Here is a 12,037-nt window from a genome sequence, read left to right as displayed (position 1 = left end):
ATACCGGCTGCTTCTAGATATGACTAATAAGCAGCCGGTATTTTTATATTATTTATTCAGAAACATTACTAGCATCACTTAAAGATAGTGTTTTAGTTTCTGGAGCCCAAGCAATCGAAACAATGGTACCAATGACTAAAATACCCGTTAAACAAAGCATTGTATTTTGTACACCAAGGTTAGCCATACTCATTGGAAGCAGGAACGTACTAGCAGCAGAACCTAACCGACTAATTGCTGTAGCAAAGCCAACCCCTGAGGAACGAATGTCTGTTGGGAAACTTTCAGCAGGGAAAACACCTACAAGATTACTCACGGCAGATAAAATTAATGTAAATACAGAGAAAGCAATAATCATAAGAACCGTTAAATTACTTGGTAATACACTTAAAAGACCCAAAGAAATAACCAATATAATGAAGGAAGAGATTAAGAAACCACGTCTAGAATATTTAATAGTAAACCAAATTCCTAGCAATGCTCCTATAATTAGTAGGCCATTTAATAAGAAATCTGTAGTATGACCAGCCCTTAAGCCTATTTCATCTAAAATGATTGGTAAAAATGTGTAAATAGCGAAATAAGGCATTACTAGACATACAAAGAAAATACAGTTAAAGGCAGTGCGCTTAATCATATCTTTGTGGAATAAAGATGCAAAGCTACTTTTCTTAGCATGTGCTACTTCATCATCCAAAATAATGTTGGGTCCTATATATTTTTGCACAATTTGAAGAGCTTCTTCATGTCGGCCCTTGCTTACCAGCCATCTTGGCGATTCTGGTGTGCCCATGCGGATAATTAAAATAATAAATGCAGGTATGGCAGAAGAGGCTAGCATCCATTTCCATGCATCAGGAGATGCGTCTGTTGCGAAAATTCCGACAATATTGGCGACAACATATCCAATTGTCCATATCACGCTAAAGGAACCAAGTAAAACCCCGCGATGTTTACGAGGTGAAAATTCAGCAAGCATAGTATGTCCAACACTATAATCTCCACCAAGACCAATCCCGATTAATATCCTATAAATAACTAATTCAGTTGGTGAATCAGCAAAAAATTGAAGAATAGAAGCAGCTGTTATAATCGTAAAACTGAGAACGAATATTTTTTGTCTGCCAATATAATCAGAAATCCAGCCTAAAACCAAGCTGCCTAAAAATAAGCCGATTAAGGCGGAGCTTCCTATCAACCCCACCCAAAATGAAGACAAACCCATTTGTGGAGTAAGTAATGTAAGTGCAAAACCTACAATTCCTAAAATATATCCATCAGTGAAATGCGCTCCAAATGTTAAGCCGGCAATTTTTATATGAAACTTATTAAGTGGTGCATCATCTAGCTTAATCTTTAACGAGTTGTCCATTGTCATTGTGTTACTACTCATATCAAATTCCTCCCATCGCCCTTTAGTCAACATATTCTTGTTTGAAGTAATATGAATAAATCTTTAGTAGAGGAAATTGTTCTTAATTAAAGTTCATAATACGAACTATATGGTCGTTATGCGAATATGTAAATTATATGTCTACGGTGAATATGTTGTCAATTGCTTTTTGAAAGCGAATTCAATGCGAATTCTTCTCTTAAATGACATTATTCTCTTTATTTGTTGAAAATTGCAGAAATAATTCAATAAAAAAAGACAATGCCGTAAGTTCGACTTTGTCTTGTTTACTAGATAAATTATGTTAACTGTCTTTCAATATCCTTAGCTGCATTTAATACCATATCCTTAAGATTTAATAAATCTTCTTTTGAAAGTCTAAAGCTAGGTCCTCCCAATGTTAAAAATGCTACTAGGTTCTTCCTACTATCGAAAATAGGTACAGAAATAGCATTTTCATTTTCATCGAACTCCCCAATTGATAATCCTACCTGATGAGAACGTACCCATTCAAGTTCTTCTTGCAATTTCTTAGGATCTGTTATGGTATATTTCGAAGTTGCAATAAGCTCTTGCTCTAAAAATTGTTCGAGTTCTTTTTTAGAAAGTAAGCTTAATTGTACTTTTCCATTAGAGGTGCAATGTAAAGGTGTAACAGTATTTGTATAATCAACTAATCTTACACTATGATTTGTATCAATTTGGTCAATTGTTAAAATACCGTTGTGCTTTGGAACGCTTAATAATACTGTTTCACCTACCTTTTCTCTTAAGGCCTCTAATGTACTTCGAGCTCTGCGAATTAACGAACTATATGGGTTATTTTGTGAAGCTAGTCGATAGAATGTAAACCCAAGCTGATAGCTATTCGTTGCAATGTCTTTGTCAACAAAACCTTCATTTTCTAAACTTCCAATTAACCGCCAAACAGTTGTCCTATTTAGACCGCTTTTGAGGGACAAATCTTTTACAGAAATAGGTGAGCTGTTTTCTCCTATAAGCTTTAGTAGGAGTAAAGCTCTATCTACTGCTTGAACTGTAGTGCCGTCTTTTCCATTTTTATTTGTTATAAGTTTATTCGTTTTCATATTTTTAATTATACATAGTTAGTTTTGAAAATCAAAGCTGTCCGTGGTTACAGGCAATTTATTTGAATGGTGCTAATTAAAAAAGTCAAAAAACAAAGCTTTTTTTCGTGTTGACTTTCGTAATTTTCAGACATATAATAGCCTAAAGTTCTTAATGTGAATAAAAAGTTCATAATATGAACAATTAATGATGTAGAGGTCATTAATTGTTGTTGAGGGAGCCATCTAGACTATGCGAATAGAAACTGATTTTTTTGGGACTGTTGAAATTCCCGATGAAGCTTTATACGGTATTCAATCTGTTCGAACAAAAGAAAACCTATCTTTTTCAAAAAACATACTAAAAGATTATCCAGATTATATCCAAGCCTTAGCAATGGTAAAAAAGGCCGCTGCTATGGCAAACTATGAGGCCAAGATAATCTCGTTATCAATTAAAGAAAAGATTATATTAGCGTGTAATGCTTTGATTGATGGTAAATATACAGAGCATTTTATTGTAGACGTATACCATGGTGGGGGCGGCATTGGCATTAATATGAACATAAATGAGGTAGTAGCTAATCTATCAAATGATATGAATGGTACCTATGCTCCTGTCCATCCAATCGAACATGTAAACGCTTCACAATCGACAGCAGATGCTTGTCATACTGCTATCCGATTAGCGTTAGTGAGTGGCTACAAGCGTTTAGATGAAGAAATACAGTATTTATCGCAAATTTTAAGCCGTAAAACAGTACAATTTATGCCCATTACAACTATTTCACGAACATGCTTGCAGGATGCTTCACGTATTCTGCTTGGGCAGAAATTTAGCGGCTTCGAGGCAGTTATTAAAAGAAGGCATCAAAAATTACAAGCATCCATAAATGAACTATTGACGATTAATCTTGGAGGAACTGTTATAGGTAAAGGTGATGGTGCTAGTGAGGATTATAAACAAATAGTCATTAAAAAATTACAGGAAGTTACACAATTACCGATAAGGCGCCGTGAGAATTTATTTGATGCTGCTCAAAATATAGATGATTTAGCTGAGGTGTCTAAGCAGTTATGTTTGTTTGCTACAGCATTATTGAAAATGGCTAAAGACCTTCGATTGTTATCTTCAGGACCAGAAGCAGGTTTTGCTGAAATATCATTGCCAGCTATACAGGCAGGGTCATCTTTTTTCCCTGGAAAAATAAATCCCGTAATGCCTGAAACAATAATTCAATGCTGTAGTGAAATCATTGGCATTGAGCGAGTAGTTCAGACAGCATTTGAGCATGGAGAATTGGACTTAAATGTATTTGAAAACTTTGCGGGTGTGCATATATTAGATGGCTTTTATATGCTTTCCAATTGCTTAAAAAGCTTCACACATCTTTGTCTTGTCGGTATTCAAGCCAATGAGCAAAGATGTCTAGAACTATCTAATACGCGTATACCGAAAATTTGCGATTTAAAAGACAAAGTAGGATACAGTGAGGCTACAAAATTACTGAAACAACAATCTTTAGAGAAATGGGAGGATTAAAAATTATGAATCAGAAAATTTTTGAGGGCATTGAACAGCCCAAGCTAGAGTGGGCTCACGATTGGTTATCAACAGCAAAAAGAAGTTATATCAATGGACAGTGGATAGATAGTGGTAGTCATACAATTGATTCTATCAATCCTGCAAATGGAAAGATAATTGGCAGTTTCTATTGTACTACTAAAGAAGATGTAGATTCAGCAGTTCAAGCGGCGAGAGAGGCACTTTCTAATCCTGAATGGAAAAATATGAGCAGAAAGCAACGCGGCAGAGTATTACGTAAAATTAGTGAGCTAATTGCTGAGCATCACGCAGAGCTGGCAACCTTAGAGACACTTGATAATGGCAAATTATATACAGAAGCCTACAATGATGATGTACAAGAGGCACACGATTTATTTGAATATTATGCTGGATGGACTGATAAATTCTATGGTGAAAATAATCCAGTGGAAGGGGATTTTTTAAGTGTAACAACTCGTGACCCAATTGGCGTTTGCGGTCAAATTGTACCATTTAATTTTCCGATTCAAATGGCAGTTTTAAAAATGGCACCCGCCCTAGCTATGGGGAATACCGTTATTTTAAAGCCTGCTGATAAAACTTCTTTCTCTGCTATACGACTGTTTGAAATTATAGATGAAGCAAAGCTATTACCAAAGGGTGTTATTAACTTAATTTTGGGAGACGGTCAAGTAGGAGCCTATATTAGCCAGCATATGAATATTGATAAGCTATCATTTACAGGTAGTACTAAAATAGGTAAACAATTATTGCATGATTCCGCTGATAGCAACTTGAAACCAGTCACTTTAGAATTGGGTGGTAAATCACCGAACATCATTTTTGAGGACGTAACAAATTTAGAGGGCGCAATTGAACGTTCTTTCTATGGTTTATTTACACATAAAGGTGAAAAGTGCTCTTCACCAACACGATTATTTGTTCAGAATGCTATTTATAATACAGTTGTCGAGAAGATTGCTGACTATGCAAAAAATTATCAGTGTGGTGACCCGTTTGATCCAAACAGCAAGCAGGGTGCTCAAATATCAAAAGAGCATATGGAGTCAATTTTAAGCTATATCGAAAGCGGCAAAGAGCAGGGGGCAAGAATTGTTGCTGGTGGTGAGCGTGATCTAACGGGTACAAATGCAGAAGGCTATTTTGTACAACCAACTATTTTTGCCGATGTAGATAACAATATGAAAATTGCACAGGAAGAAATTTTTGGCCCAGTACTTTGCATCATTCCTTTTGATACAGAAGAAAATGTGATTAAAATGGCGAACGACACAATCTATGGCCTAGCTGCGGGTCTATGGACAGGTGATACATCACGTGCCCACCGTGTAGCCAATCAATTAGATGCAGGTATGGTATTTGTTAATAAATATGGTTGTTATGATTTTGCGAGTCCATTTGGAGGCGTCAAGCAAAGTGGTTGGGGTAAAGAATACGCCATCCATTCTTTATCTGCTTTTACCAAAACAAGAGCAATTTGGTTTGCATATTAATTTGATATCGTAAGGGGAAATCATCATGAAAATGAAAGCTGCTGTTATGACAGAAATAAATAAACCATTAGCAATTTTAGAAGTAGAGCTTGCGGAGCCAAGGCACAATGAAGTGTTAGTAAAAATAGCGGCTACAGGCGTTTGCCATAGTGATTTAAATGCATTGGGTGATGCAACAACACCAACGCCAACCATACTTGGCCATGAGGGTGCAGGAATTGTGGAAGCTGTTGGTTCAAGTGTAACGAATGTGAAAGTCGGCGATAAGGTGGCGCTGAGTTGGGTACCTTACTGTGGTACTTGTGAATTTTGTGTAACAGGAAAGGTCCATCTTTGTGAATCTGCATTTGGACCAATGTTTGATGGTACCTTATTGGATGGTACTTCTCGATTAAGTATGAACAATGAGAAGGTGTATCATAATTCGTTACTTTCAACATTTGCTGAATATGCAGTTGTACCAGAGATGTCATGTATTAAAATACCTGATGAAATGCCACTTGCACAAGCATCACTTATTGGCTGTGGTGTAGCTACTGGCTATGGGGCTGCAGTCAATGCAGCGGGTGTAAAACCAGGATCCACAGTAGCGATTTTCGGAATTGGTGGAGTTGGTGTAAATGCAATACAAGGAGCTGCCATAGCAGGTGCAGCTAAAATAATTGCCTGTGATGTAAAAGATGCCAATCTTGAAATTGCTAAGGAATTTGGCGCAACACACATTATTAACACAAAAGATCAAGATATTGAAGCAATTGTCAAGGAAATTACAAACGGTGTGGGTGTCCATTATGCAATTGACTGTTCAGGACATACGATTGCTACTGAAAATGCATGGAAAATAACACGTAAAGGTGGAACTGTAGTTGTAGTAGGTGCCTTTAATCCAGAGCAGAAATTAAATTTACCTGCTGGTGGATTCCATCGGGTTGGAAAGGTACTAAAAGGCAGCTTCTATGGAGATACACAGCCATTCCGTGATTTCCCAATGATTGCACAATTATATTTAGATGGGAAGTTTAAGCTTGACGAGCTAGTTTTAGAGCGTATTAAGCTTGATGAAATTAATAAAGCATTTGATTCCTTCCATGATTGTAGCTGTATCAATGTTGGTCGAGCAGTCATAGAGTTCTAACTTCTATCAGTAAATGTATTTTGTACCGAAAGCGTAGCGGCAGGTACAGAAGTCTCCCACCTTTATAGATGGTGAGATGAATGCGGGTTTAGATTCCTTTTCAGTGGGTGTCCAAACACCTGCTGAAAGAAGGTAAAGCCTCCGGCGGATGTCACGGGATCGGAAAGGAGTTCTTTGTACAAGCACTAAGCCGATCCCGGACTCAATTATGCCGAGGCATAATTGATGTAAATTCATAATAGAAGAAAAGGGATTAAAAGATGCGTATAGAAAAAGATTTCTTAGGTGAAATGCAAATTTGTTCCGATGTATATTATGGTATCCAAACAATGCGTTCCCTAGAGAATTTTCCTATCTCAGGGAGAACCATTGAAAGTTATCCCTACCTCATAAAGTCTGTGGCTTATATAAAAAAAGCAGCAGCACTTTCAAATCATCATGTTGAAGCACTTGATAACCATATCAAAGCTGCCATTGTAGAGGCGACAGATGAAATTTTAGCAGGAAAATTTGAAAATCAATTTCCTGTTGATATTTATCAGGGTGGCGGAGGACTTTCAACAAATATGAATGTTAACGAGGTCATTGCCAACCGAGCGAATGAAATTATTACTGGTGAAAAAGGCTATACTTGTGTACATCCAAATGAGCATGTGAATATGTCTCAGTCCACAAATGATGTATTGCCAAGTGCTATGAAAATGGCTAGCTATCTTTATTTGGAGGACTTGATTAAACACTTAGAACAGCTTGAAAATACGCTAGAAAGTAAAGTCAATGAGTTTCAATCAAGCATTAAATTATCTAGAACTTGCTTGCAGGACGCTCTTCCAATGACTTTTGGTCAGCAATTTAATGCTTATTTAACATTTATTACAAGACAGAAGAACGAATTACTAAAGGTCCAACAAGATTGTTTAAAACTTGTGATTGGTGCTACTGCAGTAGGTACAAGCTTAGGCGTTGCGAAAGGCTATATTGAAGCGATGTACCAATATTTACCTGAAGTTACCGGAATGACAGTGACCAAAATAGAAGATTATTTTGATGGCTTACAGCATACGGATAGTTATATAAAAATATCTGGCTGCTTAAAGGGATTGTGTAGTGGGTTATCTAAAATGGCAGGTGATTTTAGACTACTTGCCTCAGGACCTAGAGCAGGCTTAGCTGAAATTACTATTCCATCTGTACAGCCAGGTTCATCCATTATGCCTGGGAAAATCAATCCGTGTATTCCAGAGATGATGATGCAGGTTTGTTTTGATATATATGGGAAGGATCAGACGATTACAATCGCTGTTGATCGAGGAGAGCTAGAGCTAAATATATGGGAATCAATTATTATGAAAAATTTATTTGATGCATTTTCGCTTTTAATAGCAAGTATTCCTATATTTAATCATAAATGTGTACAGGGCATTCAAATAAATGAGGCAATAAATCAGATGCACGCGGAAAGCTCTTATTCGATATCTGTTGTCATTTCTAAATTATTTGGCTATGAAATGGCAAATAAAATAGTAACCGAAGCTTTTAAAACAGATGCAACCATTAAAGAAATTGTTATTAAGAATGGTTTGCTAAGTAAGGAAGACGCTGAAGAATTACTAAATCCGATGAATTTAGTCCATGTAGATGTTTGAAATAAAATGAATCGGGAATTGCTAAATAAACGGCAATGCTAGTTTTTTATAGAATGTAACTACTTATTTAAACATATATAGAGTATATCCATTACTTTTTGAAAGGTCTCTTACAAATGCAAAGTATAGTTCTGATTTTAATACTTCAATTGGTTTATGTGCCTTTTCTAACATTACGAACAATATTTTTGGTAAAAAATATTACTTTTCTTGCTGCTTTATTCGGTATGATGGAGATGTTAGTGTATGTATTTGGCCTTTCCCTAGTTTTTAGTGGAAAACAAAGTATGTTAGCCATGGTCGTTTATGCCATTGGTTTCGGTCTAGGTATTTTTTTAGGTGCAAAAATCGAACGAAAACTTGCGATTGGCTACGTTTATACGACTATCAATACTCAGAATAAAAACGAAGAGCTCATAAATTACCTGCGGAATGAAGGCTTTGCTGTAACCATCTATGTTGGTGAAGGACGAGATAGTAATCGCTATAAATATGAAATATTAACAAAGAGAAATCGCGAGGTGGAGCTCTTTCAAATCGTGGAGCAATTTGAACCAAATGCGTTTATTATTTCTTATGAGCCTAAGTCTTTTAAAGGTGGATTTTTGCTAAATCGAATGAAGGTAAGGCAAAAATAATGGGATTTACCACAAAATAGACCTCTGCTTTTTTGGCAGAGGTCTATTTTTAACTATTATGAAACTTTTCGTTAACCCATTCTTTAAATAATTCAAAATCAGTATAAACGACTTCCTTGTAGCGCATTGCTTGTAAAATACTACTTTCCACAAATACACGGCGCTCTTTTCCAATGGCATTTAAAATTTCCTCTTCACTATGGTAGGTGAAAACCTGTGAGTAATCAACATCGGCACGGGCATGAATTTTAGCGGCAATTTGGCCCATAGTTGCAGCAGTTGTAAAATAATCCTCTAAATCCTGATAGTTTTTCGGCTTAACCTTTTTCTTATAAGGAGAGCGCTCTCGAATGTAGTATTCTTGACCATCCATTGTAACATAATCAAGATGTGGGTCCTCTAGATGATGCATTGCTTTTTGAGTGCTGATTACACGGGCCCCTTGATGCTTATAATTCTCCCAAAAAACCTCATTATATGGCAAAAAGTAAGCTGGAATGGCTGTGCGGACCTCCTTCATTTCAAGCACTAAATCATCTACTCCTAACGCATCTGTTTGCCCCTCAACTAAAATATAATAACGTTTCAGGCCTATAGATGCTGTTCCTGAGCCGTATTTGATGGCAATATCTTTAATTTTATAGCTTGGTAATACAGTGGTAATAGCAGCATATTCCTCAGCAGAGACGGGCTGTACTTCATCATTCCATTGGAAAACACGCTGACCAGCATCGTTAATATATGTTATATCCTGTAAAAAATGTGAACGTTGCCGTTTTTCCAGCTTTTTCAGCACTCGTTTAATCGGCCCCTTTGTATTATGTTTAGTGAATGTTAGTGTCAGTGGATCGTCCTGCTTACGTTGAAATCGTTTTAATTGATGAATATAACTATGTAAAAAATGATGAATAGCTGTTTCCTGGGCAGCCTGCTGTAAGCCCTGCTCCTCAAGATACAGTGCAATACTAACACTCATGCGAATAATATCATAGAGGTAAGAGCCAACATAGCCTTCATCGAAATCATTAACATCAAACACAATGTCGCCTGTTTCATTTTGAAAGGCGCCAAAGTTGTCCATATGCATATCACCCTGTATCCATGCAGGTTTAACATCAGAGGTATGGAAGATAGAGGGGGATTTTGTCACATCAAAATAAAATAAGTAGGCACTTCCTCGGAAGAAGCGGAAGGGACTTTCTAGCATCGTATCATACTTTTCTTTTCGTTGCTTTTCGCTTAATTGCATTCTCTGTACATCAAACTCTTCAAAAATAGTAGCTAGCAAAGATTTTCTTAAATGTAAGCGTGTATTCTTTACACGCTCTAATAGTGCATGTTCCATATTTATACCTCTTTTCATTTATTTACAACTATATACTGAGAATAAAGGAATAAGATTTGATTGTTAAGTAGAAGAATGAAATTTTTTAAGTGTACCTATTATTAAGAATTTTATCGAGCGGACTCGATAAAAAAATTGGGAGTATTCTTGTACAAAGGCGTATTTGATAACATGTTCATATTAAAATTTTCATACTATATTTACATGCTAAGTCCCGGAGGGGGGTTGTATGTATTTTTTTACGAAAGGCCTGGTTATTCTTATAGGAAGTACTGCTGTATCGTTAGGAATTAATTTATTCTTAACGCCCTATCAAATTTTAGATGGGGGCGTTGTAGGAATAGCACTTATTTTATACTATTTGTACAAGTTAAAAATCGGCTTAATGATTATCATCATTAGTATTCCGATTTTTATAATAGCTTGGTATAAATATAGAGCGTATTTTTACAATAGTATACATGGATTAATTGCTTCTTCACTTATTATCGATTTATTGAAGCCTGTTCGCAATCTTATTCAAATAGAAGCCATCTATAGTGCCATATTAGGTGGGATTCTTATGGGGTTTGGGATAGGTTTAATGCTTAGATTTCAGACAAGCACTGGCGGTACAGATTTAATAGCACAGTTCATATGCGATAAAACTGGCATTAATGTAGGGATTCTTATATTTATGATTGATTCCATTGTTATCGTTGTAGGAGGGTTCCTTTTATCCTCTAGTACACTGATGCTGTCCATTATCACAGTATTTGTTGTCGGCATTACTACCAGCTTAATGACTAGTCATCCAAAATAAAAAAATAGCTTCAGTAAGACTGAAACTATTTTAAAGTACTAGCGAGAGCTTTTCATCATTCTTTTTTTGGGATGAGCGGGTTTGACCTCCGCAATTAATATAGCAAGCAAAATTAGTATCGCACCTACAACCATGCGACCTGTTAATACCTCATGTAAGAATATGACTGACAATACCATACCGAAGAAAGATTCTGTCGACAAGATAATTGCAGCCTTTGTAGCAGAAGTATATTGATTAGCCACATTTTGAAATAGATAGGCAAGGGTAGTTGAAAAAATAGCTAAGTATATAATAGAATAAATAGCTTCTTTTTCAAGCGTAGTAGGGATGTCACCTTGACTGACTACAACCAGAATACCTAATAATGATGCTGTGATAAATTGAATAATTGTTAGGGCAATGGCATCTTCCTTTTGGACAAAGAGGTTTGTACAGAAAATATCAAAGGCGAATGCAACAGCACATGCTAAGGAAAGTGCGTCTCCTATATTCATTGTCAATGAGCCCTGTAGTGATAAAAAACCGATTCCGACAATAGCCATAATTGAACCAATAATTTCATAGCCATCTATACGACGTTTGTAGACGGCATATGCGATTAGTGGAACAACAATAACATTGACTGCTGTTAAAAAGGCATTTTTAGATGGGGTCGTATATTGTAAACCAACAGTCTGAAGAGCAAAGGCAATGTACAATATGGTGCCTAATATAATCCCTTTCCAAATTACTGATTTTGAAGCTTTTTTTAATCTATAGCCAAATATAATGGTTAGTATAATGGCGGCTAATAAAAATCTCCCTGCCATAACTTGATACGCTGTTAAATATTCTAAAGCGATAGCTGTTATAACAAATCCGCTACCCCAAACGATAGCCGTAACTAAAAGCATACCGTCAGCCATATATTGTTTCATCTATCTTCCTCCTAACTTTACTAGAATAGCA

Annotated in this window: 10 protein-coding genes; 6 read left to right on the top strand and 4 right to left on the bottom strand. The window is 36.2% G+C overall.

All coding sequences use genetic code 11. The features are described 5' to 3' along the window. Positions 1-52 precede the first annotated feature (52 nt). Both AC2CGN_RS22605 and AC2CGN_RS22600 read right to left on the bottom strand, forming a co-directional pair. Entirely contained in the window at positions 53-1,393 is a 1,341-nt protein-coding gene (locus AC2CGN_RS22605) for an MFS transporter (RefSeq protein WP_429986576.1), read from the bottom strand. A 299-nt stretch (positions 1,394-1,692) separates the two neighbouring features. Beyond that, positions 1,693-2,481: an IclR family transcriptional regulator gene (locus tag AC2CGN_RS22600; protein ID WP_429983772.1), complete on the bottom strand. Its 789-nt coding sequence runs from the start codon at positions 2,479-2,481 to the stop codon at positions 1,693-1,695. A gap of 232 nt (positions 2,482-2,713) precedes the next feature. Here AC2CGN_RS22600 and AC2CGN_RS22595 point away from each other — a divergent pair, with 232 nt between their 5' ends. The 5 genes from AC2CGN_RS22595 (at position 2,714) to AC2CGN_RS22575 (ending at position 8,939) form a co-directional block, all read left to right on the top strand. After that, positions 2,714-4,003, top strand: coding sequence for a lyase family protein (locus AC2CGN_RS22595; protein WP_429986578.1), 1,290 nt, complete (start codon positions 2,714-2,716; stop codon positions 4,001-4,003). Between the two features lie 5 nt (positions 4,004-4,008). Continuing rightward, a complete protein-coding gene (locus AC2CGN_RS22590) occupies positions 4,009-5,520 on the top strand; it encodes an aldehyde dehydrogenase family protein (RefSeq protein WP_429983776.1) in 1,512 nt (503 codons plus the stop codon). Between the two features lie 25 nt (positions 5,521-5,545). After that, positions 5,546-6,655, top strand: a complete 1,110-nt coding sequence (locus tag AC2CGN_RS22585) for a Zn-dependent alcohol dehydrogenase (protein ID WP_429983778.1) — start codon at positions 5,546-5,548, stop codon at positions 6,653-6,655. A 260-nt stretch (positions 6,656-6,915) separates the two neighbouring features. Beyond that, complete coding sequence (locus AC2CGN_RS22580) at positions 6,916-8,301, top strand: aspartate ammonia-lyase (RefSeq protein ID WP_429983780.1); 1,386 nt, start codon at positions 6,916-6,918, stop codon at positions 8,299-8,301. Between the two features lie 116 nt (positions 8,302-8,417). Beyond that, complete coding sequence (locus AC2CGN_RS22575) at positions 8,418-8,939, top strand: DUF2179 domain-containing protein (RefSeq protein ID WP_286924527.1); 522 nt, start codon at positions 8,418-8,420, stop codon at positions 8,937-8,939. 49 nt (positions 8,940-8,988) lie between these two features. Here the strand turns inward: AC2CGN_RS22575 and AC2CGN_RS22570 are convergent, their stop codons facing one another. Further along, on the bottom strand, positions 8,989-10,284 hold the full coding sequence (locus AC2CGN_RS22570; RefSeq protein WP_484516371.1) for a DUF2252 domain-containing protein: 1,296 nt from the start codon (positions 10,282-10,284) through the stop codon (positions 8,989-8,991). Between the two features lie 229 nt (positions 10,285-10,513). On the opposite strand from AC2CGN_RS22570, the gene AC2CGN_RS22565 reads away from it, so the two are divergent. Further along, complete coding sequence (locus AC2CGN_RS22565) at positions 10,514-11,086, top strand: YitT family protein (RefSeq protein WP_286924525.1); 573 nt, start codon at positions 10,514-10,516, stop codon at positions 11,084-11,086. A gap of 38 nt (positions 11,087-11,124) precedes the next feature. Here AC2CGN_RS22565 and AC2CGN_RS22560 read toward each other — a convergent pair whose 3' ends face one another. Further along, complete coding sequence (locus tag AC2CGN_RS22560; RefSeq protein WP_286924524.1) at positions 11,125-12,006, bottom strand: DMT family transporter; 882 nt, start codon at positions 12,004-12,006, stop codon at positions 11,125-11,127. Positions 12,007-12,037: the final 31 nt, after the last annotated feature.

The sequence above is a fragment of the Lysinibacillus sp. DFXJR4 genome (assembly GCF_057196045.1).
This window is presented reverse-complemented; position numbering and strand designations above follow the sequence as displayed.

Coding starts and splice junctions, on each gene's coding strand:
- AC2CGN_RS22580 (WP_429983780.1), top strand. CDS start 6,916: ATGCGTATAGAAAAAGATTTCTTAGGTGAAATGCAAATTTGTTCCGAT.
- AC2CGN_RS22565 (WP_286924525.1), top strand. CDS start 10,514: ATGTATTTTTTTACGAAAGGCCTGGTTATTCTTATAGGAAGTACTGCT.
- AC2CGN_RS22605 (WP_429986576.1), bottom strand. CDS start 1,393: ATGAGTAGTAACACAATGACAATGGACAACTCGTTAAAGATTAAGCTA.
- AC2CGN_RS22600 (WP_429983772.1), bottom strand. CDS start 2,481: ATGAAAACGAATAAACTTATAACAAATAAAAATGGAAAAGACGGCACT.
- AC2CGN_RS22575 (WP_286924527.1), top strand. CDS start 8,418: ATGCAAAGTATAGTTCTGATTTTAATACTTCAATTGGTTTATGTGCCT.
- AC2CGN_RS22595 (WP_429986578.1), top strand. CDS start 2,714: ATGCGAATAGAAACTGATTTTTTTGGGACTGTTGAAATTCCCGATGAA.
- AC2CGN_RS22570 (WP_484516371.1), bottom strand. CDS start 10,284: ATGGAACATGCACTATTAGAGCGTGTAAAGAATACACGCTTACATTTA.
- AC2CGN_RS22590 (WP_429983776.1), top strand. CDS start 4,009: ATGAATCAGAAAATTTTTGAGGGCATTGAACAGCCCAAGCTAGAGTGG.
- AC2CGN_RS22560 (WP_286924524.1), bottom strand. CDS start 12,006: ATGAAACAATATATGGCTGACGGTATGCTTTTAGTTACGGCTATCGTT.
- AC2CGN_RS22585 (WP_429983778.1), top strand. CDS start 5,546: ATGAAAATGAAAGCTGCTGTTATGACAGAAATAAATAAACCATTAGCA.